Annotated in this window: 20 protein-coding genes; 4 read left to right on the forward strand and 16 right to left on the reverse strand. The window is 63.0% G+C overall.

The features are described 5' to 3' along the window. Positions 1-3 precede the first annotated feature (3 nt). Complete coding sequence (smc, locus tag J3D46_RS18655; RefSeq protein ID WP_253468454.1) at positions 4-3582, reverse strand: chromosome segregation protein SMC; 3579 nt, start codon at positions 3580-3582, stop codon at positions 4-6. Between the two features lie 358 nt (positions 3583-3940). Here smc and J3D46_RS18660 point away from each other — a divergent pair, with 358 nt between their 5' ends. Next, positions 3941-8848, forward strand: a complete 4908-nt coding sequence (locus tag J3D46_RS18660; protein ID WP_253468455.1) for a DUF4082 domain-containing protein — start codon at positions 3941-3943, stop codon at positions 8846-8848. Positions 8849-8892: 44 nt separating this feature from the next. Here J3D46_RS18660 and J3D46_RS18665 read toward each other — a convergent pair whose 3' ends face one another. The 8 genes from J3D46_RS18665 to coaD form a co-directional block, all read right to left on the reverse strand. After that, positions 8893-9921 carry a hypothetical protein gene (locus J3D46_RS18665; protein ID WP_253468457.1) on the reverse strand — a complete coding sequence of 343 codons (1029 nt, stop codon included), beginning with the start codon at positions 9919-9921 and terminating at the stop codon, positions 8893-8895. Then, positions 9918-11141: an MFS transporter gene (locus J3D46_RS18670; protein ID WP_253469258.1), complete on the reverse strand. Its 1224-nt coding sequence runs from the start codon at positions 11139-11141 to the stop codon at positions 9918-9920. The genes J3D46_RS18665 and J3D46_RS18670 overlap by 4 nt, the downstream gene beginning before the upstream one ends. 86 nt (positions 11142-11227) lie before the next feature. Next, the gene (locus tag J3D46_RS18675) at positions 11228-11944 is read right to left on the reverse strand and encodes a hypothetical protein (protein ID WP_253468459.1); all 717 of its coding nucleotides are present in this window, start codon (positions 11942-11944) and stop codon (positions 11228-11230) included. 174 nt (positions 11945-12118) lie between these two features. Continuing rightward, a complete protein-coding gene (gene mutM / locus J3D46_RS18680; RefSeq protein WP_253468460.1) occupies positions 12119-13078 on the reverse strand; it encodes a bifunctional DNA-formamidopyrimidine glycosylase/DNA-(apurinic or apyrimidinic site) lyase in 960 nt (319 codons plus the stop codon). 6 nt (positions 13079-13084) lie between these two features. Continuing rightward, positions 13085-13795 (reverse strand): ribonuclease III, encoded by a 711-nt coding sequence (rnc, locus tag J3D46_RS18685; protein ID WP_159702290.1) that lies wholly within the window; start codon positions 13793-13795, stop codon positions 13085-13087. A 23-nt stretch (positions 13796-13818) separates the two neighbouring features. Then, complete coding sequence (rpmF, locus tag J3D46_RS18690; RefSeq protein ID WP_011775139.1) at positions 13819-14022, reverse strand: 50S ribosomal protein L32; 204 nt, start codon at positions 14020-14022, stop codon at positions 13819-13821. 33 nt (positions 14023-14055) lie between these two features. After that, a complete protein-coding gene (locus tag J3D46_RS18695) occupies positions 14056-14583 on the reverse strand; it encodes a DUF177 domain-containing protein (RefSeq protein ID WP_231339933.1) in 528 nt (175 codons plus the stop codon). A gap of 165 nt (positions 14584-14748) precedes the next feature. Next, positions 14749-15249, reverse strand: coding sequence for a pantetheine-phosphate adenylyltransferase (gene coaD / locus J3D46_RS18700; RefSeq protein WP_231339934.1), 501 nt, complete (start codon positions 15247-15249; stop codon positions 14749-14751). A gap of 35 nt (positions 15250-15284) precedes the next feature. Here coaD and J3D46_RS18705 point away from each other — a divergent pair, with 35 nt between their 5' ends. Both J3D46_RS18705 and J3D46_RS18710 read left to right on the forward strand, forming a co-directional pair. Then, the gene (locus J3D46_RS18705; protein ID WP_253468462.1) at positions 15285-16550 is read left to right on the forward strand and encodes an aminotransferase class I/II-fold pyridoxal phosphate-dependent enzyme; all 1266 of its coding nucleotides are present in this window, start codon (positions 15285-15287) and stop codon (positions 16548-16550) included. A 131-nt stretch (positions 16551-16681) separates the two neighbouring features. Continuing rightward, positions 16682-17341, forward strand: coding sequence for a spermidine synthase (locus J3D46_RS18710; protein ID WP_253468464.1), 660 nt, complete (start codon positions 16682-16684; stop codon positions 17339-17341). 17 nt (positions 17342-17358) lie between these two features. Here the strand turns inward: J3D46_RS18710 and rsmD are convergent, their stop codons facing one another. The 4 genes from rsmD to J3D46_RS18730 are packed head-to-tail and all read right to left on the reverse strand — an operon-like array spanning position 17359 to position 22337. After that, positions 17359-17925 carry a 16S rRNA (guanine(966)-N(2))-methyltransferase RsmD gene (rsmD, locus tag J3D46_RS18715; protein WP_231339937.1) on the reverse strand — a complete coding sequence of 189 codons (567 nt, stop codon included), beginning with the start codon at positions 17923-17925 and terminating at the stop codon, positions 17359-17361. Between the two features lie 51 nt (positions 17926-17976). Beyond that, the gene (locus J3D46_RS18720; RefSeq protein ID WP_253468466.1) at positions 17977-20232 is read right to left on the reverse strand and encodes an ATP-dependent DNA helicase RecG; all 2256 of its coding nucleotides are present in this window, start codon (positions 20230-20232) and stop codon (positions 17977-17979) included. Continuing rightward, a complete protein-coding gene (locus J3D46_RS18725; protein WP_253468468.1) occupies positions 20222-21277 on the reverse strand; it encodes a DAK2 domain-containing protein in 1056 nt (351 codons plus the stop codon). Before J3D46_RS18725 ends, J3D46_RS18720 begins: the two co-directional genes overlap by 11 nt. 22 nt (positions 21278-21299) lie before the next feature. Beyond that, positions 21300-22337 (reverse strand): thiamine-phosphate kinase, encoded by a 1038-nt coding sequence (locus J3D46_RS18730; RefSeq protein WP_231339940.1) that lies wholly within the window; start codon positions 22335-22337, stop codon positions 21300-21302. Between the two features lie 124 nt (positions 22338-22461). Here J3D46_RS18730 and J3D46_RS18735 point away from each other — a divergent pair, with 124 nt between their 5' ends. After that, complete coding sequence (locus tag J3D46_RS18735; RefSeq protein WP_231339941.1) at positions 22462-22971, forward strand: DUF3515 domain-containing protein; 510 nt, start codon at positions 22462-22464, stop codon at positions 22969-22971. A gap of 26 nt (positions 22972-22997) precedes the next feature. Here the strand turns inward: J3D46_RS18735 and J3D46_RS18740 are convergent, their stop codons facing one another. The 3 genes from J3D46_RS18740 to J3D46_RS18750 are packed head-to-tail and all read right to left on the reverse strand — an operon-like array spanning position 22998 to position 25950. Next, positions 22998-24131, reverse strand: a complete 1134-nt coding sequence (locus J3D46_RS18740) for a D-alanine--D-alanine ligase family protein (RefSeq protein ID WP_231339942.1) — start codon at positions 24129-24131, stop codon at positions 22998-23000. Beyond that, a complete protein-coding gene (locus J3D46_RS18745) occupies positions 24131-25183 on the reverse strand; it encodes an NAD(P)H-dependent glycerol-3-phosphate dehydrogenase (protein ID WP_231339943.1) in 1053 nt (350 codons plus the stop codon). The genes J3D46_RS18740 and J3D46_RS18745 overlap by 1 nt, the downstream gene beginning before the upstream one ends. Continuing rightward, positions 25180-25950 (reverse strand): 1-acyl-sn-glycerol-3-phosphate acyltransferase, encoded by a 771-nt coding sequence (locus J3D46_RS18750; protein ID WP_253468470.1) that lies wholly within the window; start codon positions 25948-25950, stop codon positions 25180-25182. Before J3D46_RS18750 ends, J3D46_RS18745 begins: the two co-directional genes overlap by 4 nt. Positions 25951-25960 lie beyond the last annotated feature (10 nt).

A 25960-nucleotide genomic window follows, 5' to 3' on the forward strand; every position in this document is an offset into this window, starting at 1 on the left:
AAGCTATGCCCCGGCACCGAGCCTCTGGCTGATGACGGTGGAGACGCCGTCGCCCCTCATCGTCACACCGTAGAGGGCGTCAGCCACTTCCATGGTGCGCTTCTGGTGGGTAATCACGATCAATTGGCTGGACTCCCGCAGTTCCTCGAAAATGGTGATGAGGCGCCCCAGGTTGGTATCGTCCAAGGCCGCTTCCACTTCATCCATGACGTAGAACGGCGAGGGCCGGGCTTTGAAGATCGCCACCAACAGGGCCACTGCCGTCAGGGAACGCTCACCGCCGGAGAGCAAAGAAAGCCTCTTGATTTTCTTGCCGGCCGGACGGGCTTCCACCTCGATTCCCGTGGTCAGCATGTCGTCAGGGTCCGTGAGCACCAGCTTGCCCTCGCCGCCGGGGAAGAGACGGGCAAAGACGTGGTCGAACTGGGCCGACGTGTCGGCGAAGGCCTCGGTAAAGACCTGCTGAACCCTCGCGTCCACCTCTTTGATGATGTCCAGCAGGTCCTTGCGGCTGGACTTGAGGTCTTCGAGCTGCGAGCTGAGGAACTGATGCCTTTCTTCCAAGGCGGCAAATTCCTCCAGGGCGAGCGGGTTCACTTTGCCCAGTGCGGCCAGCTCCCGTTCCGCTTTCTTGAGTCTTTTTTCCTGCTCCGCCCGGGCGAACGGAATACCTTCAACGATTTCGTCGCCGTTCTCGTCCACGGGGGCACGGAGTTCGGCCCACTTGTCGGTGGTGGTACCGGCAGGCACTGGCACAGGCAGGTGGGGGCCAAAATCAGCAACGAGTTGCTCCGCGGAAAGGCCAAGTTCCTCGATGGAGCGCGTTTCCAGGGCTTCGATACGCAGACGCTGCTGGGTCCGCGCCATCTCGTCCCGGTGTACGGAGTCCGTCAGTTCGGCAAGCTCCTTGGCCAGGGCATCGTTACCGGACCGGACGTCGGAGAGCTCCTTCTCAAGTTGTTCCCGTGTCTGCTCGGCGAGGTCACGCTCCCAGCCCGCCACCTCCACTGAGACATCGATGAACCGCAGTGCCTGCTCCACCGCAGACGCAACGGCCGAAGCACGCTGCGCCTGTGCCCGGCGCCGCTGTGCCCTCCGGGCCGCCTCTTCACGGGCGCGGCGTTCTGTGGCCGCAGCCCGCTCGAGCGAGGCTGCCCGGTTGCTGATGGCGCCCAACTGCTCTTCCGCAGTCCTCAGCGCCAGCCTGGCTTCCGTTTCAAGGGAACGGGCAGTCCTGGCTTGCGCGGCGAGTTCGTCACGCTGATCCGTGGACGGTTCCTCGTCCGGCGCTTCCTGGGCGGCGGCGAGCCGTTCCGCGGCGACTTCGAGGTCCAGTTCGGCGGCAGCGATGTTGGCGTCCGCCTTGGCCATTGATGCGGCGAGCCGATCACTTTCACCCACGGCACTGCGAAGAACGGAATTGAGGTGGCCAAGGCGCTCGGCCACTGCGGCGAGCCGGGCATCGGATTCGTGCAGGCGCTCCAAGGCGGCATCGGCCCTGTCCTGTGCCTCGGCGCGGCGGGACTGGGCGCCGGCCAGGGCGAACCGGCCACGCTCCAAGCGGGACGTGACCTCCTGGAGCCTGGCTGCGGCGTCGTCCACTGCTGCCTGGACTTCCAGCAGGGACGGCGCAGTTGCCGAGCCGCCAGTAACAGTCAAGGCCGTAAAGACGTCGCCCTCGCGCGTGACCGCTTTAAGCGCCGGTTGTTCAGAGACGAGCGCTGCCGCAGTGTGAATGTCATCGACGACGACGGTTCCCGCCAGCAGCGCCAAGGCACCTTGGGCTGCGGGGTCGGAGATTTTCACGACGTCGGAGGCCCAGCGGCTGCCGGGGGGAAGCAACGCGTCGGCTGGGGCTTGGTCATCGCCGGCAAAACTGCCGGCCAGGAGCAAGGCCGCACGGCCGGCGTCGTCATCCTTCAAGGACATGATTGCTGCTGCTGCGCTGTGCGCATCTGCAACCACCAAGGCGTCCGAAGCACTTCCCAGAGCGGCAGCGATGGCGGGCTCGAACCCAGGCTCGATGGCAACCACGGCGGCCAAGGGGCCAAGGATGCCTTCGGCCTCCAAGAGACTTCCGGAACCATCCTTGCGGTTGAGCCCGAGCTGCAGCGCATCGCGTCGTGCAGTCAGGGCATCCCTCTCGCGGACGGCCTCCCGTTCGGTGGCTTTCAATTCTTCGATCTCGGCGAGGACAGCGTCCAGGACCTCATTCGCATTTTCATAGTCGGCGTCGAGGCTTTCCTCGCCGTCCTCAACCCCGGCCACCTGGGATTCAAGGGCAGTGAACTCGCTTTGGGCCTTGCGACGCCGTTCATCACCGGACGCGAGGGATTCCCGGAGCCGGCCGCGCTCAGCCTCGGCAGCTTCCGCCTTGGACCGGGCGGCGGCCACTTGGCCTGCAAGCCTTGCGAGCCCTTCCCTGCGGTCAGCGGCAGCGCGCAGCATGGCCGTCAATCGTTTGTCCTCGGCCGCCGACAGCGACTCAGCGGCATCCTTTGCCACCGTGGCTTCAAGGAGCGCTGCTTGTTTGGCCAGGATGTCGTGTTCCAAGGCCGACTCTTCCTCACGGACACGGGCCGCTTGGCGTTCAAGCTGCTCCGGGTCCCGCCCCGACTCAGCGGTGGCTTCCGAGGACCCCAGGAGCCTGCGGCGTTCAGAAGCGAGGGAACCCAGGGAACGCAGGCGCTCCCGTCCGGCGGAGAGCTGGTACCAATGGTCGCGGGCGGCATTGAGCTTCGGGGTTGCTTCGGCGGCCTGCTGCTCCAGCGCGGCCTGGCGTCGCCGTCCAAGTCCCAGCCCCGCCTCCACCACCTGGCGGCGCTCCTTGAGCGCGGCTTCGTCGGCAACATCCTGTTCAAGGCTGGTTGTCAGCTGGACCAGGTCGTCCGCCAGGAGGCGGGACCTGGCGTCCCGGACATCGAACTGGACTGTTTGGGCGCGGCGGGCGATTTCTGCCTGCTTTCCCAACGGAGTGAGCTGCCGCCGGATTTCGGCAGTGAGGTCACCGAGCCGCGCCAGGTTGGCCTGCATGGCCTCGAGTTTGCGGACGGTTTTTTCCTTGCGGCGGCGATGCTTGAGGATGCCCGCGGCTTCCTCGATGAAGCCGCGGCGGTCTTCAGGAGTGGCGTGCAGGACGCGGTCCAATTGGCCCTGACCCACAATGACGTGCATTTCACGGCCCAGGCCTGAGTCCGACAGGAGTTCCTGGATGTCAAGGAGCCGGCACGGAGCGCCATTGATGGCGTACTCGGATCCGCCTGTCCTGAAGAGCGTCCGGGAGATGGTCACTTCGCTGTACTCGATGGGAAGATTGTTGTCCGCATTGTCGATGGTCAGGGACACATGCGCGCGGCCAAGGGGTGGCCGGCCCGAGGTGCCCGCGAAGATGACATCTTCCATCTTGCCGCCACGCAGGGTCTTGGCACCCTGCTCCCCCATGACCCAAGCCAGGGCATCCACAACATTGGATTTGCCCGAGCCATTGGGCCCTACGACGGCAGTGACGCCGGGCTCAAAGTCGAACGTCGTGGCCGACGCGAACGACTTGAATCCTCGGACAGTCAAACTTTTCAGGTGCAAGGCGCTTCGGTTCTCCTGGGTGGCCCGGGTGGTTGTACCCCCTAAATCTACTGCCGATTCTGCGAAATCTACGGATCTGTTGCCGGAACGCCTTGTGGTCGGCAGGCCACACCCCTACACTCCTGCCAAGGGCAACTTGGCCTGTTCGTTCCGGTGATCCGGTGACGGCATGAACTTCAGTTCAGCCGCTGCCGGATCCGGTCCCGATCTTCGGAACGACCATCCAAGTGCAAAAACCCTGAGTTCCATAACTGAAGATCTTGGTTTGACCCTGGCTGGGGAGCGGCAAGCAGGGACCGTGCCTGAAATCGCGGACCCGTATTCGCATTTTCGGCGCGCCACCCCCCCAGGAGTTCTGATGCCCGGTACTTCAGCCAACCGACCCCAGCGAGTCCTCAAGGGTTTCTTAGTGCCCATGGTGATCGCGATGGTGGCGGCCCTCTTGCCCCTCACTGCACCAGCGGCGGTGGCTGCGGGTCCCTGTGACCCCGTGGTGAACCTTGTGGCCTGCGAGAACTCCAAGACCGGAAGTCCGCCCTCCGAGTGGGATATCAACGGTGCCGGTGATGACAGCATCCAGGGCTTTTCCACCGAGATCAGCGTCAACGCAGGCCAACCCATACGTTTCAAGGTGGATACGAACGCTCCCAGCTACACCATAGGGATCTACCGGACGGGCTGGTATGCGGGCAACGGAGCACGCAAGATCGCCGATGTGACGCCGTCGGTCCTGCGCCAGAGCCAACCGGCCTGCCGCAGCGACCTCACCACGGAACTCTATGACTGTGGCACCTGGGCAGTATCTGCGACGTGGCAGGTCCCGGCCACGGCTGTGTCCGGCGTCTATATTGCGCTCCTCACCCGCCCTGACACCGGGGCAAAAAGCCACATCACGTTCATCGTCCGAAACGACGGCAACCGCTCCGCAGTGGTCTTCCAGACGTCGGACCAGACCTGGCAGGCCTACAACACCTACGGAGGCTCGGACTTCTACCAAGGCGCGGCCAACGGCCGGTCCTACAAGGTCAGCTACAACCGGCCGATGGCAACCAGGGACGGTCCCGGCGGCAGGGACTTCTACTTCTCCAACGAATACCCCATGGTGCGCTTCCTGGAACAGAACGGCTATGACGTCAGCTATATCAGCGGCCTTGATACGGACCGCAACGGCGCCGAGCTGCTGAACCACAAGGTCTTCCTGTCCGTTGGTCACGACGAATACTGGTCGGGCCCACAACGGGCCAATGTCACAGCCGCGAGGGACGCCGGTGTGAACCTTCAGTTCCTATCGGGCAACGAAATGTACTGGCGCACCAGGTTTGAGCCCTCGACGGTTGACGGTGCAGCCAACCGCACTCTTACCTGCTACAAGGAAACCTGGGGTAATGCCAAGATCGATCCCAGCGCACAGTGGACGGGCACGTGGCGTGACCCGCGCTTCGCTTCCCAGGCCAACGGCGGAGGCCTGCCCGAAAATGCTGTGACCGGGACGATCTATATGTCCAATCACTCTGACCTGCCGGTCACGGTGAAAGCGGACGAAGGCAAGACCCGGCTCTGGCGGAACACCACCCTGGCGTCTCTGCCTGCAGGTTCCTCGGCCGCCCTCGCGCCGCACACCGTCGGTTATGAATCCAATGAGGACCTGGACAACGGGTTCCGGCCGGCGGGACTCATCCGGCTGTCCACCACTGTGGGCAGCGTTCCCGAGTACCTTCAGGACTTCGGTAATACCGTCGCCCCGGGAAGCACCACGCACAACGTGACCCTCTACCGCGCAGCCAGTGGCGCGTTGGTCTTCTCTGCCGGCAGCGTCCAGTGGACCTGGGGCTTGGACCAGGAGCACGACGGCGACGGCGCGGCTGCCGATGTCCGCATGAGGCAGGCGCAGGTCAACATCCTCGCGGACATGGGCGCGCAGCCGGCCACAAGGGCTGCCGGACTGGTTGCCGCCGTGGCGAGCACTGACACCACCAAACCAACAGTGGCCATCTCGACTCCCGCCACCGGAGCCACCGTGGCACACGGCAGCAGCGTTACCGTGACCGGAACAGCCGCCGATGTGGGCGGTGTGGTGGCCGGCGTCGAAGTCTCTACCGACGGCGGTGCAAGCTGGCACCCTGCCCAAGGAAAGCAGAGCTGGACCTACACGTACATCCAGAAGGGCATGACCACGGCCACCATCCAGGCACGGGCCATCGATGACAGTGCCAACATCGGCGCGGCCGTGACCAGGAGTATCACCCTGAGCGGCCCTTACAGCGTCTTCGGCCAGACGGTACCGGTGGTCAAGGATTCCGGTGACGGCGGTGCCTACGAAATGGGCCTGCGTTTCACCCCTTCAGTGGACGGCTTCATCACCGGCGTCCGTTTCTACAAGAGCACGGCCAACACCGGAACCCACACGGGCTCCCTGTGGAGCTCCACCGGCGAGCGCCTGGCGACGGCCACGTTCACCAATGAAACGACCTCCGGCTGGCAAACTGCCCTGTTCAGCCAAGCCGTGCCTGTTGCGGCCGGCCAGAAATATACGGTGTCCTATTGGGCACCCAATGGCCACTACGCCACCAAGGACCACCAATGGGCGAGCTTCGGTTCCACGGACGCCCCGTTGAAGGTGGCCGGTGGTTTCGGCGCTGAACCGGCAGGCGTGTACAGCACGTCCCAGGGCTTCCCCACCACCAGTTACAACGGTGGCAACTACTTCGCGGATGCGCTCTTCAGCACTGTTGACAGCTCCCCCATGACGGTATCGGGCCACACGCCCATCCCGTCGTCGTCGAGCGTGTCCGTGAATACCAAGGTAAGCGCCGTATTCTCCAAGCCCGTCACGGCGGCCAGCGTCCAGCTGACGTTGCAGTCGCCGTCGGGTCCAGTGGCAGGATCTACGGCGTACGACGCCGCGACGCGGCGGGCGACCTTCACGCCGTCGAGCGCGTTGGCGTTCAACACCCAATTCACGGCTACGTTGTCCGGCACCGATTCGATCGGCGGTCCAGTGACTGCCGGTGGAACCTGGTCCTTTACGACAGCGGCAACGCTGCCGGTTCCCGGTGCCTGCCCTTGCAGCCTCTTCGATGACTCCGTCACGCCGGGGATCGCCGAGCTGCGTGAAGGCGTGCCGGTGACCTTGGGCGTACGGTTCTCGAGCGTTTCTGCCGGCGAGGTGCTGGGTGTTCGTTTCTACAAGTCCGCAGGAAACACCGGCACCCACAATGGCGCCCTGTACACGGCCGCAGGGCAGCAACTGGCAACAGTGGCGTTCACCAACGAGAGTGCGTCCGGGTGGCAGACTGCCATGTTCAGCCAGCCGGTCCAGATGGCTGCGAACACCGACTACATCGTGTCCTACAAATCCCTGACCGGAACGTATTCGGCAACTGCCAACGGATTCGGTTCCGGGCTGAGCGTCGGACCGCTCCGGGCAGCGTCTGACGCTGGCGCCTACACGTACAGCGGCGACTTTGCGTCGTCGCGGTCCACAGCCAGTTACCTGGTGGACGTAGTGGTGACGGTGCCCAACACGCCGTTCACCGTTGGTTCGCATTCACCGCTGCCCAGTGCCTCCAGCGTTCCGCTGAACACTGCAGTCAGCGCAGTGCTGTCCGAGGCTGCAGTAGCGTCCAGCGTCAGCATGGCAGTGAAAGTGACCAGCGGCGCTGCAGTCGCCGGTACATCGGCCTACGACTCCGCAACCCGTAAGGTCACGTTTACGCCGACGGCTCCGTTGGCGGCAGGGACCTCGTACACGGCGACGGTGACAGCTACGTCTGTCTCCGGTCAGCCGATGTCCGCTGGTGGTACGTGGACCTTCACCACGGTTCCTGCACCGCGCACGCCGGGCGTCTGCCCGTGCACGCTGTACCAGGACACTGTGACACCCACAACGCCCGACGCCGACGACGGCGTTCCGTTGTCCCTCGGTGTCAGGTTCGCCAGCGACACTGCGGGCCAGATCACCGGCGTGCGTTTCTACAAGGCGGCCGGCAACACGGGAACACACACCGGATCGCTCTACACGGCCACGGGACAACTCCTGGCAACTGTCACGTTCACCAACGAGTCAAGTACGGGCTGGCAGACCGCAACGTTCAGCCAGCCGGTGACCATCGAGGCCGACACTGAGTACGTGGCCGCGTACAAGGCTCCCACCGGCAAGTACTCCTACACGGCCGGCGGATTTGGTGCAGGATTGACCAGTGGACCACTGCGCACGGCCGCTGACTCGGGCGCTTTTGGCTACAACAGTGACTTCCCGGGTTCATCGTCCACCGCCAGTTACCTGGTGGATGTGGTGTTCGCTACGCCAACGCAGGCGCTGACAGTGTCCGAACAGGTACCGGCCCCGGGCGCCACAGGCATTCCGACAGACGTGAAGCCTTCCATCACCTTCTCGTCCGCCATTAATCCAGGAGCATCGTTCACCCTGACCGCGAACGGCAATCCGGTAGCCGGTTCAGCTGCCCTTTCTGCGGACAGCAGGACCGTTACCTTCACACCGACCGCGGCATTGCCCAACAGCACCGTGATATCCGCCAGCGTGGCCAACGTCGTCTCCCAACAAGGGCAGGCTTTCCCCACCACCAACTGGCAATTCACCACCGCCGCCCCCACCGTCCAGGTGTCCACGATCTTCGGCTCGCTGACGCCCCAAACGGTCTCGGCGCCGGACATCCTATCGGTCGAGCTGGGGACAGCCTTCACCGTTTCCCAGGCGGGGAACGTGACAGGCATACGTTTCTACAAGGGGGCCGGCAACACCGGAACCCACGTGGGATCGCTCTGGAACTCGGCAGGCACCCGCCTGGCACAGGTGACGTTCACCAACGAGACGGCCACGGGCTGGCAAACAGCTACGTTGGCTGCGCCGGTGGCGCTCGTGACAGGCCAAACCTATGTGGTCTCGTACAGGGCACCCAACGGCCGGTACTCCTACACCTCGGCGTTCTTCAACCAGACCTATACCAGCGGTGTGTTCACAGCCAGTGGCCCGAACAACGGCCGGTACCGGTACGGCTCCGGCGGAGTCATGCCGGCCAGCTCCTGGAACGCGACCAACTACTTTGTGGATGTGGTGTACTCCACCACCGCTCCCCAACAGTTGGTTGCACCGTCACCATCGCCCACAGCTACTCCGACGGCCACGGCTACTCCCACACCGTCACCCACGGCGACGTCCACTGCCTCACCGAGTCCTTCACCGAGCCCCTCGCCAAGTCCAACGCAGTCCGGCGGGTTGCTCTGCGGGTTGCTCGGGCTCTGCTGAGGCTACCGGACGGCCAGCAACTGCTTTCAACCGGACAACTGCCTTCAGCGGACTACGCTGGGTGACCACGCATGGGCAATGAACATAGCCGGTTGGTCACCCGGAGTGGTGCCCAGCTGCCAGATGTTGCTGTCCCCTTCCACGGCCTCGTCTGCCAAACCGTAAAGGAGGTTCTGGTTGTCCAGCCATTCAATCTGGTCATCCACGCTGCGCTTCTCGGAAAGGACCACTTCCTGTCCCGTAGCGAGGTCAAGCACAGCGACTTTCCAATGGGCAGCCAGTGCCCCGCCGTCGTTCTTCTTGTAAGCGATCCGCGTGCCGTCGGGCGAGATCGATGGGCATTCCACGTTGTCGTGGATGGCAGTCAGGGTCTTGGCGGACAGGCTCCCCCGGACCAGCCAGATTCGACCCGATGATGCAGCGGTGGCATAGAAGACGTCGTTTTCGCCCGGCGCGAAGGTCACCCCCCAGATGTTCCTGTCCGTTGCCACCAATCGCTCACCGTTGACCATCAGTGCGAAGTCCTCAAGGTTCCCTGAGCTCCCACCCGGCAGGCTGATCTCGGTGGCCGTGGAAAAGCCGGCCGTCGCATAGGAGTGCCCGGTGACAAAGACCGTCGTGGCGATCATGGCGCCGTCAGGGCTGATCCTTGTCCTGCTCGGAATACCAGGGACGGGCCACGAACGCTGCACCTGCCAGTCGCGGTCCAGGACGGCCGCTTCGAAGGTGGTCACCAGCCCACGGTTTGTCTTGAGGCACACCACGGTTTCGGCTGTCCCATAGACCCTGTCGCACTCTTGTTCACTCACGGCCCGTGTACCCCCGGGGGCGGACAGCGGAACTGTTGCCGCGTTGCCATACCCCTGGCCCGATGCCGTGTTCCGGAAGAGGACGAAGGGAGCATTGGGAAGCGGCTGGCCCGCCGTGACACCCACTGATGAAGCTGCGGTCCGGCTCTCTTCAAAACGCTGGTAAGCCCCAAAGGCGTAGATTCCTGCCCCCACCAGGACAATGACGGTGACAGTGAGGAGAATGCCCCATCGCATCTTTCCTCCGGCCAGCGCTCCGCTCATGCGCGGCCGCCCGTGTCCGCGCCAACTTGGGGCCGGGCACTTCTCAAGACAAAGACGACAGCCACCACTGCACAAGCCAACAAGCCCCCTGCCACCACCATGGCCGTCGGTGCCCCCACGGCATACCAGAGCACTCCAAAGCCTGCAGAAGCAGTCATCCTGCTCAGGGCCACCACCGTTTGTGCCGACGCAATGCCGGTGGCAAGTCTGCCCGCAGGCGTGAGTTGGCTGGCCAAGGCAGCCAGTACGCCATCGGTCGCGGCGTAGAACGCTCCCAGCAGGACCAAGCAGCCCAAGGTTCCCCACAACCCTCCAAAGGGTGCGGCGGCGAGGAGGTACGTAGCGAGCAACGCGATGTGTCCGCCGACGAAAACCGGCACCTTGCCGACCCGGTCAGCCAGCCTCCCCAACGGAATCGCGAGAGCCAGGAAAACCACATTGGTGCCTACAAACAACAACGGAAACCACTGGACAGCGAACGAGTCCCTGGCTTGGAGCACCAGGTAGATGAAGCCGTCGCCGACGGTCACCAAGCCCAAAAGGCCGGCAGAGATCAGAAGTTTGCCGAGCCCAGGTTCCTTCAAATGACTCCACGAAAAGGCGAAGAGCCGCCTGCCCTCCCGCCCGTCCGCGCTTTTCAGGCCATGGGCCCGGATATCCGGTACAACCAAGGCCAGGACGGCAACCCCGATCACTGCGAACGCCAGGGACACCACAAAGACGGTGCTGAATCCATTGGGAATCATCAAGAGGACAAAGAATGCGATGAGCGGCCCCGCTGCGGCCCCAATGTTGTCCAGCATTCTGTGGACGCCGAAGGACCTGGCCAAGTGTTCGGGCTGGGCGGACACCGAGATCAGCGCGTCCCTGGGGGCCGTGCGAATGCCTTTGCCAATCCGGTCGCCGGTCACAATGGCCGCGATTGCCCAGAACCCTCCAGCGAAAAGGAATCCAACCCTGGCAAGCATCGACAAGCCATAGCCGGCCAAAGCTATCCGTTTTGGATGGCCGCTGCGATCGGCTGCCCAACCGGCCGCGATCCTGACGATCGCACTGGCACCCTGGTTGATGCCGTCAATAAAGCCAAAGGCGATGGTTGACAGTCCGAGGAACCCCGTCACATACAAGGGAAGTACCGCCGTGACGGATTCAGAGGAAACATCGGTCACCATGCTCACGATGCCCAACCACAAGATGACCGGAGACAAACGGAACGGCACCTCTGCTTTCAGTGCCGTTCCGTTGCCCTGTGATTTGTCCCGTTTACCGCCGCTGCGATCTGAGAGCGAAATGTACATGGGTTCCCCTACTCCGCCGTTGTGTGCAGGCTGCCCAACAGCTGGAAGCGTGAGCTCCCTGTCCCCGTCGTCGACACAGAAACAGTCACCGTGTCTGTGCCTCTGACGAACCGTGCGGCCACGGCACCGTCCGCCGCCGGGGCTTCCTCTGACCAGAAGCCGTGGGAGACCAGCGATTGGCGGAAGGAATCCAGGACCTCGGCCCGCGGCTTGGCAATGATGCCGTCCGCTGTCAGTTGGAGGATGTTGCCCGATGTTGAAACAGACGTGGACCCGATGGTGGTCCCGGATGGCAGCGAAAGGACACCGTCCGGCCAACCGTCCACCAGTTCACCGTCCGCGCTGCCAGGTGCCGGGAGTGCCCCGGTAATAAGGGGCGCCGGTGTGGTCGGTTCAGGCAATCCAGTAGGAGTAGCGGTCACTGGCGGCAGGACCTCGAGTGGCTTTGAGGTGGGTGCGCTGGCATTACCATCGGCGCCGCCGGACCCAGTGCCGCCAGCCCCGCTGCCGCTGCCCTCGGTTCCGCCGTTCGCAACCCCCGACGGCGTACTACCGGGGGTGGGCGTGGCGGCACCGGTGGAACCCGTGCCGGGGCTTGAACTGGACGATGACGGCCCTTGCGCGGAGGTGGATCCTGGCTTTGCCATTTGGTCCAGCACAATGGCCACGGCGGCAATGAGCACAGCCAGGCAGAGACCAGCTATGACCAGCCGCCGCGCCATCATGGCGTACCTGGACTGCGAAGAGGTCGACCGGTCCGGGATTCAAAAACGGCTGCAGGTAGAACTGACGCCACCCACTTTGTGGTGGCGTTGATCCTTGCGATGGCGATTCGAAGCGCCAAGCTGTTCATGGGGACAGTCTGCCATTGTGATCCCGATTCCGGAACAGTTTTGGCGCTACCAACGTCCGTTCCGTGGCCGGGGTTGGCACACCGGGCATGTATAGGAGGAACGGTTCATGAACTGTTCCCTTTTCATGATGCTGTGCAGGCCGATTGCCTCGCAGCGGCCGCACAATTCGCCCGCACGCCCATAGGCATTGAGCGACCGGGCGAAGTACCCGGAATCGCCGTTGACATTCACATAGAGGGAATCGAAACTTGTCCCGCCTGCAGCCAACGCAGCGTTCATCACGTCCCTCACCGCCTCTACGAGCCGCTCTGCATCGGCACGGCGCATGGTGTCCGTGGCCCTGGCGTAGTGGAGGCGGGCGCGCCACAAGGCTTCATCCGCATATATGTTGCCAATGCCCGAAATGACGGACTGGTCCAGCAGCGCCCTCTTGATGCCAGTCTTGCGGTTCCTGATCTTTCGATGGAACGCGTCGAACGAAAAGAACGGGTCAAGCGGATCCCTGGCAATGTGGGATGCTTCCTCCGCGATCTCAGGCAAGGGCGTTTCGCCCAAGCCGCCGGGGCCGCCGTCGGACGTCGGTACCAGGGACGTCACGAACAGGCCGCCAAAAATCCTTTGGTCCACGAACCGCAGCTGCTCCGGCATGTCATCCAACGGGCTGAGAGTGAGCCTGACCTTGAGATGCTTTTCGTCCGGCACGGCCGGGTCCTGCATCAGCAACTGGCCGCTCATTCCCAGATGCGCCATCAGCGCCACTTTGGGGAGCTCTGCGGCTGTGGCTTCGTGTGGAGTGTTCATGGCAAGGGGCATCCAAAGGAACTTTCCCCGGCGAACGACGTCCAGCACAGTGGCGTGCTCAAGGTTTCCGATGAAGTCTTCCGTGCCCAGGGCATGCCGCCTGATGGAACGCGGATCGAGGACCTCGACGGCGGTAATGGAACGTCCACGGACCCAACGGGCCAGGCCGCGACGCACTACCTCTACTTCGGGAAGCTCAGGCATGGGCGTTCAGGCAGACGCAGGGCCGGCTGGCGTCGGGTCCAAGGCGGTCAAGGCGCGCCAGGCATCAGCGGCTGCTTCCTGTTCCGCTTCCTTTTTGGAATGGCCTGAACCGCGGCCGTAAGGAGTGCCGCCGATGTTCAGTACTGCCTCAAAAGTGCGGGCATGGTCCGGCCCCGAACCTTCCACTGCGTAGTGGATGGCACCAAGTTGCCGGCTGGCAGTCAATTCCTGGATGCTCGTCTTCCAGTCGGTCCCGGCACCAAGGGCCCCGGCGTCCTTGAGGAGCGGACCCACCAAGCGCATGACCAACTGGCGTGCGGTTTCCATGTCATTTGACAGGTATGTGGCGCCAATCAAGGCTTCCATGGTGTCAGCCAGGATGGAGGCTTTGTTCTTACCGTCGGTCAGCTTCTCGCCTTGCCCGAGGTAAATGAACTCACCAACACCGATTTCGCGGCCGATTCCGGCCAGCGCACGCGTGCTGACGACGGCGGAGCGCCGTTTGGCGAGCTCGCCTTCGGGCAGCGTGGGGTTCTCACGGTAGAGAGAATCGGTGACGGAGAAGCCCAGGATGGAGTCGCCGAGGAACTCGAGGCGCTCGTTGGTGGGAATCCCGCCGTTCTCATACGCGTATGAGCGATGTGTCAGAGCAAGACGAAGCGTCTCGGTGTCAATCGAGACACCGAGACGCTTCAGAAGCTCTTCAGTTGAAGACATCCTTTGTCAGCCTGTACGGCAGATTAGGCGTCTGCGACCTTGCGGCCCTTGTATTCAAGGAACAGCGCGGTGCCGGCAGAGTCAGTAACGACCTTTGCCTGGTGCGGCAGGCTGTAGGTAACCTGACCGTTTTCGATGGTCTTGACCAAGTTGGGGGCAGTTGCCTTCCACTGGGCACGGCGGGCGCGTGTATTTGCGCGAGACATTTTCCGCTTGGGAACAGCCACGGCTATCTCATTTCTCTCTTAGACGAACACTTACTAATCGGTTTGCCGGTCAGTCTTAGCCAGATCAGCTAGGGCAGCCCAGCGAGGGTCAATGACCTCGTGGTGGTGCCCCGGCTCGTCTTCCAGGCGCGCTCCGCATTCGGAACACAGACCCTGGCAGTCTTCCCGGCACACCGGCTGGAACGGCAGCATAGTGACAACTGCGTCCCGCAACACCGGCTCAAGATCGATCAGATCGTACTCGACTCGACGTTGCTCTTCATCGTCTCCTTCACCCGAAAGCTCAACGCCTTCGTAGAAGAAAAGTTCTTGCACATTGACCTCAAGGTCATACGCAAGGGGATCCAGGCATCGACCGCATTCGCCAGTTACTTCGACGTCCACGGTTCCAGATACCAGAATTCCTTCGTGTACGGCCTCAAGACGAAGATCCAGCTCGATATCCGAGCCTTCCTTTACGCCAATGAGCGCCACACCAAGGTCACTTGGCGCAGGTACATGCTCGTTGAGTGTCCGCATGGTCCCTGGACTGCGTCCAAGGTCCTTGACTACCAGCGCCAAGGGCGAACTTGCATCTCGCTTAATGAGAACTCCTGTAGAACATATGACCGACGTACCATCTTAGCCTGATCACGCTTGAGGACTCAAACCGACGCCGGGCGCGCGCAAATGCACGTGGTTTCAGCTTGGGGCACTCCGCATAAGGGCGCGAGGTACCCGTCAAGCTTACCCTTTGCGCGGGTGTTCCGTTGGCGGCTCGCCAGCGAGCAGCCGCTTCAGCACGGATTTGGGGACAAAATCAGAGATATCCCCTCCCAGAACGTTGACCTCTTTGATGAGGGTGGAGGACAGGTGGACGTAGTGTGCTTCCGCCGGGAGGAAGACGGTCTCCACTCCGGCCAACTGGCGGTTCATCGTGGCCATCGGCAACTCGTAGTCGAAATCCGAGGACGAACGGAGGCCCTTGACGATGGCCGAGACGCCCCTGTGCCGGCAGTATTCCGCCAACAGTCCTTCACCCATCGGCTCGACGATTATCCCGCGAAGCGAGGCCAGCGTTTCGCGGGCCATCTCCATCCGGTCTTCGAGGCTGAACCGGTACTTCTTGGCGTAATTGGTGGACACGGCCACAATGACTTCGTCAAACAAGCCCGCGGCCCGGGCAATGACTTCGAGGTGTCCATTGTGGATAGGGTCAAAGGATCCAGGGCAAACCGCGCGTCTCATGAGACGAACCTACCCCATAGCTTCACCGGGATACCATGGCTGACATGGCATCCGCAGGCAGCAGCCCCTCCCTAGATATCAGCGCAGGCACCACCCCGGACGCCGGTCCAGCACCCTGGCAACGGGCTGCCATCGGAGCCAACCTGCTCTCGCCTGAGGGAGGGCTGGGAGTGACCATCTTCGAGGAGATGACCACGCTGGCACTCTCCACCGGCGCCATCAACCTGGGCCAAGGCTTCCCCGATGAAGACGGACCCGCCGAGATCAAGGCAGCAGCCCGGACTGCCATTGAATCCGGGGCAAACCAGTACGCACCCGGCAAAGGCGTTCCCGCCCTCAGGGAGGCCATCGCGGCACACCAGCAGCGCTTTTACGGGCTGACCCCGGATCCGGACACTGAAGTCCTTGTCACCACCGGCGCCACGGAAGCGATCGCCGCCACGCTGCTAGCCTTCGTCCAGCCTGGCGACGAAGTACTGACCTTCGAACCCTTCTACGACTCCTACGGGGCCATTATCGGTATGGCAGGTGCCACCCACGTCACCGCTCCCCTTCTGGCCCCGGATTTCCTTCCTGACCTTCCGGCATTGGAAAGCGCCTTCAGCAGCCGCACCAAAATCGTCCTGCTGAACAACCCGCATAACCCCACAGGTGCCGTTTTCCCCGAAGGCGTCCTGTCCAGGATCGTGGAACTGGCTGCCAAATACGGCGCCATCATTGTCAGCGATGAAGTCTACGAGCACCTGACGTTTGGCGTGGCCCACATCCCCATTGCGTCCCTGCCGGGGGCATCGGAACGGACCATCACCATCTCCTCCGCCGGAAAGACCTTCTCCTTCACGGGCTGGAAAATAGGCTGGCTCAGCGGACCGGAACACCTGGTCTCGGCCGTACGTACCGTGAAGCAATTCCTGACTTACAGCTCCGGCACGCCGTTCCAGAGCGCCATTGCCGTGGGCCTCGGCCTTCCCGATGAGTTCTACACGGGTATCGCCACGACGCTCCACCACAAACGCGACATCCTGGCCGAAGGGCTGCGCGCAGCAGGGTTCGGTGTGTACACCCCCAGCGGTACCTACTTCATCAACGTGGACACAGCACCGCTGGGCATCCGTGATTCCGTGGACCTGGCACGGCGCCTGCCGGGACTTGTTGGCGTGGCAGCCATTCCCGTTCCCGTCTTCTGCCACCCTGAAGGAGCCGAGCGGACACGGAGCCTGCTCCGGTTTGCCTTCTGCAAGAAGACTGATGTCCTGGAAGAAGCCGCCAGCCGCCTGGCAACGCTCAAGGACCGGCTCTGAATCCCGCAGGCTCCGGCCAGCACTACGCCAGGCGCTTCCTCCGGACGACGGGGCAACACGCCACCATCGAACCTGACTCCCTCATTGAGGGCAGCTTCGTCCTCAGCATCGGCGGCGCCGAGCAATCACACGTGAATCTCACGGAACCAAGCGAGGTCTTCTACGAGTACTTGCGGAGGATCGGCCATGTGGTGGACCTGGCCGCTGAACCAGGAACATCCATCAGAGCCCTGCATTTGGGCGCAGGCGCGCTCACACTTGCCCGCTATATCGAGGCCACGCGCCCGGGCTCTGAACAGTACGCGGTTGAACTCGAACGCGAACTCCTGGACTTCGTGCTGCAAAAACTGCCCATGCCTGAGGGCACCACACTGCACACCCATATTGGCGACGCACGCGATGCCTTGGCGGAGCTTCCCGCCAAGGTGCTGTTCGACGTCGTGATTCTCGACATCTTTTCCGGGCCTGAGGCCCCGGCGCACATTGCCTGCAGGGAGTTCTACGAAGAAGCTGCGGCGCGGCTGCAGCCCCATGGGGTGTTGATCATCAACGTGGGCGATGAACCTGCGCTGACACTGGTACGCAGCCAGGTGGCGGCCATGCGCGAATCCATGCCTGACGTCGCCGCCTTTGCTGAAACGGGAATGTTCGCAGGCCGTTATCCGGGCAACATCATCCTGGTAGGCACCCGCGGGCAGTGGCCGCCGGAGTGGACAACAGAGCTTCTGGCGCGGGGTCCGCATCCAGCCACCGTCCTCACCGGCATGGACCTGGACCGGATAACCGGCTAGCGGGGTTGCTTGGCCTGTCAGGCCGGTTCAGCGAACCAGAGTTTGGTCTCGCCATACTTCTTGTCCGCGAAGCATTCCAAGGACTCAGGCCACTCTGGTTCGGGGCTGCGTGAACTTCGTTCCACCACAATGACGGCGCCCTCATCCACGTGGGGCGCCAATTTTGCGAGCACCGCGCTCAGGGCCGGTTCGTCCAAGGGGTAGGGCGGATCAAGGAAGACCAGATCCCACACGTCAGCGTCCCCCGCGCGTTCCAGGAAGGATTCCACCTTGGAGCGATGGACCGAGACCTTCCTGCCGCCCAAAAGCTGGTTGACCAAATCGGCATTGCGCTGGCACACGTCGCTTGCCTTGGCATCGAACTCCACGAGATCCACGGTGCGGGCACCCCGGCTGGCGCTTTCAATCCCCAAGGCACCCGAGCCCGCATAAAGGTCCAGGACCCGGGCGTCGTCAATGGCCGCCAAGGATTCCAAACGCGAAAACAGCGCTTCCTTCACCCTGTCCGTGGTGGGCCGGGTAGCGGTTCCGGGGACGCTGGTGAGCGGGTTTCCGCCGCCCACCCCGGCAATGATCCGGCTCACAGGCACACTCCATGAATGGGCTCCACGTGGCTGTGGACGGCCCTTGGATGACTAACCGCGTTCAAGGAACGCCTCCTTTTCGGGGTTCAAGTATTCGTCGATTGCCGCAGCAAGTGCCGGCTGGTGTTGCAGGGCAGGGTCCTCTGCCACAAGGCTTTGGGCATCCGAACGCGCGCGGGCAATGATGTCCTCGTGGTCAAGGACTCGGAGCAACTTAAGCGTGGAGCGCCCACCGGATTGCGAAGCACCCAGGATGTCGCCTTCGCGGCGGAGCTTCAAGTCTTCCTGTGAGAGTTCAAAGCCGTCAGTGGTCGAGGCAACTGCTTCAAGCCGCCGGCGGCTCGGGTGTCCGGGTTCCAGCGTGGTCACCAACAGGCAGGTACCCGGCAGCCCTCCGCGGCCCACCCGGCCGCGGAGCTGGTGAAGTTGCGAAATTCCAAAGCGATCGGCGTCCAGGATCACCATCAAAGTGGCGTTATGCACATCCACACCCACCTCAATGACAGTGGTGGAAACGAGCACCTTGGTCTGGTTGGCTGCGAACGATGCCATGGTCTCGGACTTCAGTTGCGGGTCCTGCCGGCCATGGAGCGGCGCCACTGGAACACCCGCCAGTGCCGGCTCCTGCAGCAAACTTTCGACGACGGCCGTCACCGACGCCAGCTCCCGCGCCGACCCTTCGTCTGCGAGGTCGGCGTCGCTGGGTTCCGCTTCGCCCGGGCTGAAGTCACCGTCGTCGTCGTCTCCGATTTTGGGACACACCACGTACACCTGGTGGCCCGATTCGACTTCTTCGCGCGACCGCTTCCAAATGCGGTCCACCCACCCGGGATTCTCCACGAGTCCCACCACGTGCGTGGAAATGGGTGCGCGCCCGGCAGGAAGCTCATCGAGGATGGAGGTCTCAAGGTCACCGAAAACCGTCATCGCCACCGTGCGCGGAATAGGGGTGGCAGTCATGACCAGCAGGTGGGGTGGCCTCTGCGCTTTGGCCCGGAGGGCATCACGTTGCTCCACGCCGAAACGGTGTTGTTCATCAACCACGATCAAACCGAGGTCCTGGAAGCTCGTCTTATCGCTCAGCAACGCGTGGGTGCCGATCACGATTCCGGCATTTCCGGAGGCCGCATCCAACATTGCCTGCTTGCGCGCCGCAGTGGGCATGGAGCCCGTCAAGAGTGTCACTTGCACGGAGTCCGGCGACGAGTCCCCGCCGAGCATCCCTGCGCCACCGAAAACATGATCGCCCGCCAACGACCCCAAAGTCCTGCGGATGGACTGGAAGTGTTGGGCCGCCAACACCTCCGTAGGCGCCAGGAGCGCAGCCTGGCCGCCTGCGTCAACCACCTGCAACATGGCGCGCAAAGCAACAATGGTCTTGCCGGAACCCACTTCGCCCTGCAGCAGCCGGTTCATGGGTGCGTCCCGGGCAAGTTCTTCAGCAAGCGTCTTTCCGACGGCGGATTGGCCGGCGGTCAGCGTAAAGGGCAGGTTCTGATCAAACTTGCTGAGCAAACCACCCACTCTGGGCCGGCGTGCGGTGGCTTCCTCCGCTGCAAGCTGAGCGCGGCGGCGGGCCAGGGCCGTTTGCAGCACGAGGGCTTCCTGGTACCGAAAGCGCTCCTGGGCCCGTTGCCAATCCTTGGAGGTCTCAGGTGAATGGATCAAGCGGTACGCCTCAGCGACGCTGAGCAACCCGTCCCTCTGGACGATGCTCGAAGGAAGAGGGTCCGCCAATGCATCAAGGTCCACAGTCTGGAGCAAGGCAGTAATCACTTTGTGGATGGACCAACTGGTCAGCTTGGCCGTTGCCGGATAGACCGGAATGGGCATCGCAGCAAGCTTTTCGGGGTCCACGGAGCCATCCGCCGCCGGATCCTCGTCCAGCAGCAGGAAGTCCGGGTTGGTCAGGCCGAGCGCTCCGCCATAGCGGCTTACCTTGCCCGAGAACATTGCGCGTCGGCCGGGAAGGAGTTCTGCCTTGGCCCGGAATCCATTGAAGAAGCTGACCTTCAAAGTGCCAGGAACGCCGCTTCCCCCGGCCTCGTCCGTCACCACCACGTCCGTGATGGAACCACGGCGGGCCCGCATCTGGCGCGTGCTGTTGGACAGGACACGTGCAATGAGGGTGACTTCTTCATCCAGCGGCAGATTGCTGATAGGGGTCAGCTCACCGCGGCTCAGATACCGGCGCGGAAAGTAGTTCAGCAGGGCACCTGTGGTCTTGAGGTCCAGGTGCTTTTCGATGACCGCTGCCGAACGCTTGCCGATTCTCCGCTCGAGGGGTAGTTCCAGCTCAGTAATCATGCCGTGACTGGCCTGTAATGCTGGGCTCGTGATCCTCGGCTGGATCCTGTGCAGCCGAATCCTGCGCGTTGCCGCGGGCCAGGGCCAACTGGCTGACGGCGATGTCCGTGGGCTCGCCCAGCGAGCGGATAAGGGCTACTGCCGGCTCCGGGTCAGGGACGTGGACATGGACCCTCCACCGGTAGCTGACTTCCACCGTCGATTCGTCGTCGTCATCCTGGTTTTGGGCACCTCCCACCTGGCTCATGATGACCGAATCGCCCATCTCATCCAACCGCTGCCGCAAAATAGCTGCATTCAACGGAGAGAGGTTGATGGTACACATGACTTCCACGCCGTCATCGGCCGGCATGTGCTCATGGATGTGGGGATCCTGCAGTTTGTAGCCATGGAGGCCGTCCAGGAGTTCGTCCTGGAGCTCCTCACCCAGGACCGCTGACCGGAGGCAGTCCAGGACAAGCAGCATGCCAACGCCGCCAGCGTCAACGACGTGGGCTTCGTGCAGTTGTGCGAGCTCGTCCTCAGTGCGAACCACGGCCTGGAAGGCAGCTTCCACTACGGCATCGAGTGCCAGGCCCAGTGCATGGTTGCTGTCGTCGGCGTTGTGGGATGCGTCCACGGCCTGTGCAGCATGGGCAGCTGCCTCCAGGACCGAGAGCATGGTCCCGGCTACAGGTTCGCTCAACGCGGACCAGGCCCGGATCTGGGCCCTGTTCAGGGCAGTTGCGAGAAGCGGCGCGCTAAGGCGTGATTTGCCAGCCAACGGCTCAGCGGCGGCACACAGGAAGACAGCAAAGAGAGTGCCCGAGTTTCCCCGGGCCTGCTCCATGGCTGCCTGCCCGGCACGCGACAAAACCGCGCCGACGTCGTGTCCGGTTTCGCTCGTTTCCGGCCCATCGCCGTCAAGGGCGGATACAGCCGCCCGAACCGTGAGATACAGGTTGGTGCCGGTATCACCGTCAGCCACCGGAAAGATGTTGATCGCATTGAGGCGGTCGCTGTGGTTGCCAAGAACCACCTCCGCCTTGCCGAGCCAACGTTTCATGGCGTGCGCATTCGCGGCGATCTTAGTCTGCAAAGTGATCCCATCCAACGGTGTCAGCAGCTTGCCCGGCAACCCGGACGCCGCTGCCTGGCGGCCCGACAACGGCTTGAACTGAGCCTATCGCAGTGAACCCCTGCGGCAGCTGAATTCCTGCTGGGAACGTAGCGAGCAATCCGTGGTCCTCTCCCCCGCCGAGGACCCAAGGCATGGCGTCCCGGCCCAGCAATGCTGCTGCCGGTTCCAAGGGCAGCGCGTGGATCCTTAAGGCCTCCGGATCAAAATCCAGGACCACCTGACTTGCCGCAGCCAACCTGCTGCCGTCGCGGAGAAGGCCGTCTGAAATATCCAACATTGCGGTGGCACCGCCCTGCGCAGCCAGTGGTCCGGCGGCAAGTGGTGGCTGCGGACGGCACTGGTTGTCCACCAATCCGCGCAGCTCCGGCGTCAGGCTTTCCAAGGGGACATTACTTTCCAGCAGCGCCCAGCCGGCCCCTGCACGTCCCAACGTCCCTGCGACCGCGACGACGTCACCCGGCGTGGCCCCGGACCTCAGCACCGGTGCCATTCCGCCCAGTGTTCCCATGACGGCTACAGTCACCGTAAGTTCACGCCCCCTTCCGAGGTCTCCCCCGGCGACAGAGCAGTCAGGAGCGCCCAAGCCGATAATCGCCGCCGTGAGGCCATCGGCGAACGCCTCCACCCATTCCACCGGCGTCGATGGTGGCATGGTCAGGCTCACTACCAGGGACGTAGCCCGGCCGCCCATGGCATTGATGTCACTGAGGTTTTGCGCTGCAGCCTTCCAGCCGACGTCGAACCCGGTGGTCCGGTAACCGTTGTTCCACTCCAGCCTGAAGTCCTGGTCCTGGGTTTGGGTATCGATGGAGATCAGCGTTCGGCCGTCCGGGGCCGCGATCAGGGCAGCATCGTCTCCCGGACCCAACAAGACGCCGGGACTACGGTTCAGGCGCGGAAAAATCCTGGCAAGGAGCTCGGATTCCGAAAGGTCTTGGACGGTCAACTGTTCTGCGGGCACTGCACTCAACTGTTCTGCGGGCACTGCACTACGCTATCGCGATCCGCTGACAGAATAACGCCGCGCCCCCATCTCCAGGGGAGGATCTTCAATGTGACCACGGATACACGAAATCCGGTGGACAGTGCCCGCGGGATAGGCTGGATGGATGCATCAAATGACCCTCCGCCGGACTGCGCTGGCTGTTTCCGTGGCCTCAGCTTCCGTCCTCGCTTTGTCGGCTTGTTCACCCGCAGTTGACGTCACGGCTGCTACAGACGCCGCCAATCCTGCCTGTGCCCCCATGATGGTCGCCCTGCCGGACCAGATCGGGGATGCAGCACTCCGCAAGACCAACAGCCAGGCCACCGCGGCATGGGGTGACCCTTCGCAGGTCATCCTCCGGTGCGGCGTGAACGTACCGGGTCCCACCACAGACCGTTGCGTCAGTGTCAATGACATCGACTGGGTCATCAAGGAAGGCGATCCGGTCTACACCCTGACCACTTTCGGCCGCGAGCCCGCCACCGAGATCCTGATTGATCCGGCCAAGTTGGAGACCGCCAACATCAGCTCCGCAACAGTCCTGACCGAACTCGCAGCAGCCGTCGGCAAGATCAAGGCCACGGGAAAGTGCGTAGGCCAGGAAGACCTGCAGAACCTGCCCACCAGCAAGTAGCAGCAGTTCCGCAGGCCGCCTGGCTGCTAGCGAAGACCCGTCTTGCGGGTCAGTGCCAGATAAATCAGTTCATCGATCAACTCGCCGTAGGCGAGGCCTGATGCCGCCCACATTTGCGGGTACATGCTCTTGGGTGTGAAGCCCGGCATGGTATTGATCTCATTGATGATCAGTTCACCGGCAGGGGTGTAGAAGAAGTCCACCCGGCTGAGGCCCTCGGCTCCCACGGCGTCGAAAGCCACGGCGGCAAGTTCGCGCACACGGCTGATCGCTTCGTCCGGCATGTCGGCCGGGCAGCTCAGCGCAGCGGCGCCGTCCTCCACGTACTTGGCCGCGAAGTCATAGAACTGGTGCTCGCCGGCGGCCACCGCAATTTCACCGGGCATTGACGTCCGGGGTGCCTCCGTGCCGCGTCCTTGCAGGACTGCGCATTCGATCTCGCGGCCAACAATTCCGGCTTCGATGACCAGCTTCAGGTCATGGCGGCGGGCTTCTTCAATGGCGGAGTCGAGACCCTCCATCGAATCGACCTTGGAGATTCCCATGGACGACCCCGCCCGGGCCGGCTTGACGAAGACAGGGAATCCGAGCTTGTCGACGCGCTTCCGGACGGCCTCCGCATCCGTCAGCCATTCACGGTCCGTGACGGCAATGTACGGTCCAACGCCCAGTCCGGCAGATTCGAACACCACCTTCATGAAGTGCTTGTCCATGCCAACAGCCGACGCCAGGACACCTGCGCCCACATAGCGGGTATCGGAGAGTTCCAGGAGGCCTTGGATGGTCCCGTCTTCTCCCCAGGGCCCGTGAAGAAGGGGAAACACAACGTCCACGGAACCCAATTCCTGCGGAACGGCATTGGGCTCGGTCACGATGAGCTGGTGTTCGCCACCAACTTCGGCCAAGGTGACGGTCTTGCCCGAAGGCGCCACCTCGGGAAGCGCTGTGGAACTCAACGACCATTGGCTGGTATCTCCCGAAGCAAGGACCCATTGTCCCGACTTGGCGATTCCAATGGGTATGACCTCGTATTTGTCCTTGTCGATGGCCCCCATGACACCGGCCGCGGTGACGCAGCTGACGGCGTGTTCGCTGGAGCGCCCGCCAAAGAGAATTGCTACGCGGGGGCGGCCCGCAGGGGTGGAGTTATCTGTCACCATCAGTAGTCGCCTTCGGACTTCAGGGCCCGGGCCAGCAAGCGTGGTCCCAGGTCGTCAACGGACATTCTGCCTTCCAGCACCGCTACCACGGCCGCTGTGATGGGCATTTCAACGTTCAGTTTGCCAGCCAGCTCGTGCACGGCCGGGCCGGATTTGATGCCTTCGGCAGTCTGCGTCATCTGCTCGGCCACCTGCTCCAGGCTGAGACCCTCGCCGAGCAAACGGCCAGCGGTGTGGTTGCGTGACAGGGCCGAAGAACATGTTGCCACCAAATCGCCAAGCCCGGCCAGTCCGGCCATGGTGTGGGCTTCTCCGCCAAGGGCCAGCGCAAGCCGGGAGGTCTCAGCGAGTCCTCGCGTAATCACCGAAGCCTTGGTGTTGTCACCCATTTGCCGGCCCTCGCAAATGCCCACGGCAAGCGCGATCACATTCTTGACGATCCCGCCGATCTCAACACCCACCACGTCGGTGCTGGTGTATGGACGGAAATAGGGAGCGGTGCAGCACAGGGCAATCGCAGCGGCCGTATCGGCGTCGCTGCAGGCAACCACGGACGCTGTGGGTTGCTCCCGGGCGATCTCCATCGCGAGGTTGGGGCCTGAAACCACTGCCACCCTGGAGGCAGGAAGCCCCAGCTCCTGGGCAATGACTTCACTCATCCGGGCGTCAGTGCCCAGTTCCAAACCCTTCATCAGGGATACGACCACGGCATCTGGGGCCAGCAACGGCTTCCACTCACCCAGTTGCGGGCGCAGTGATTGGGCCGGCACCGCCAGGACCACCAGGGTGGCGCCTTTGAGGACCTCGGCCACATCCGTGGATGCGGAGACGGAGCCTGGAAGCTCGATGTCTTTCAAGTACTGCTCGTTGCGATGCAGGGAATTGATCTGCTCCACGACTTCTGGGCGACGGCCCCAGATCCGGATGCTTCGTTCGGTACCCGTGGCTGCTGCAGCGTCCGCCAGGATCTTGGCAAACGTGGTGCCCCATGATCCGGCACCCAAAACCGCCACAACGTCCGGCGCTTGGACAGTGCCTTGGAGAATGGTCATTTACCTTCCTCAGGTTCCGGCGCCTCTGATCCACGTTCAACGAAGCGGCCGTGCTTGGACTGTTTGTGGACAGCCGGATCCCAGCGTTCAGCTGGGGCGGCCTCGTTGCGCAGTGTGGCCAGAAGTCCAGTGATGGCTGCCATGATGACTTCTGTGGCCTCGGTCAGGGTGGCGCGGTCCATCGGCCGGTCGCTGAAGGCGCTGAGGTCCACCGGCTTCCCGATCAGGACACGTACGGTTTTGCGCGGGAGAATGTGAAAACGCTTGGCATAGCGCGGGAAGACTTCGTGGGCACCCCAGTGCGCCATAGGCACCACAGGGGCACCTGTTTGCAGGGCAAGCCGGGCAGCCCCGGTGTGTCCCTTCATAGGCCAAAGGTCGGGGTCGCGGGTCAGGGTTCCCTCGGGATAGATGATGATGGCACCGCCGGCATCCACCACCTCTTTGGCAACTTGAAGCGAACGGTTCGCTCCCGCCGTCGAGCGTTCAACCGGAATCTGCCGGGTGGCATGCAGCAGGGCTCCCAGGACAGGGACCTTGAAGAGGCCGGTCTTCGCCAGGAAGTGCGGCGGACGCTTCTGGTTGTACACCATGTGTCCGATCACGATGGGATCGATCTCGGTGCAGTGGTTCGGCACAGCGATGAAACCACCCCGTGGAAGGTTCTCGATTCCCTCCCACTTCTTGGCCATCAGGATGTTCATCAACGGACGCGCGAGGCCAGCCAGAATAATGAACGTGGCACGGCTCTTGGCCGATTCCTTCAAAGGATCCCCC

It is taken from the genome of Paenarthrobacter sp. A20, assembly GCF_024168825.1.
In the GTDB taxonomy this organism is placed as follows: Bacteria; Actinomycetota; Actinomycetes; order Actinomycetales; family Micrococcaceae; genus Arthrobacter.